General features: G+C 45.4%; 1 protein-coding gene. It reads right to left on the bottom strand.

Features of this window, described 5'->3' with window-relative positions; genetic code table 11:
- Positions 1-560: TadE/TadG family type IV pilus assembly protein (locus tag R7R78_RS28000; protein ID WP_225474838.1), on the bottom strand; the 560-nt coding region annotated here is incomplete at its 3' end.
- Positions 561-590: the final 30 nt, after the last annotated feature.

Consider the following 590-nt stretch of genomic DNA (forward strand, 5'->3'; position numbering starts at 1 on the left):
TCACCGGTTCTCGGGACTAAAATACGGTCAGATATCTGCTCAACGGCTCCTTTTAGTAAGTTGATTTTGACTTTACCTTGCCACTTCCAATTCATTGAGCCCGAAAAGTCACTCACTAAAACCAAGTCAATGATTTTGTCACCCAAATAGTACGGATACTTCGCTGCAACGGCTTGTCCTGCCAGTTTCTCCTGCGCTTTAAATGAGGGGATCAAATTACTGGCAAACCAAGAATTATGGGTTGTGGTCACTTGTACTGAATATTGAATTTTTTCTAAGACTCCAGCGTCCTCATCCGGCTCTTGGTATGTTCTGAGCGTAGTAATATCGACATGGGAAATATCCCGCACATAATCTTGAATATATCGAGTAGCTAAGGCGTCCGCTTGGTTTGCTTTATCGTCAATCGTAATCGCCAACGCCGCACTTTGTGCAGCATCACGTAAACGGCTTGTCTCGTGAATATAACGAGTGCCCTCTACGGCAAAAAACGTGATACCAAGTACAGGGACAAGGCTAATTGCAAACCAAATGGCGGCAACCCCTTTTTGGTGACGCATGGACCGTCTTGCCAGTAGGACTCGACCTGT

The organism is Vibrio sp. 2134-1 (assembly GCF_033339495.1).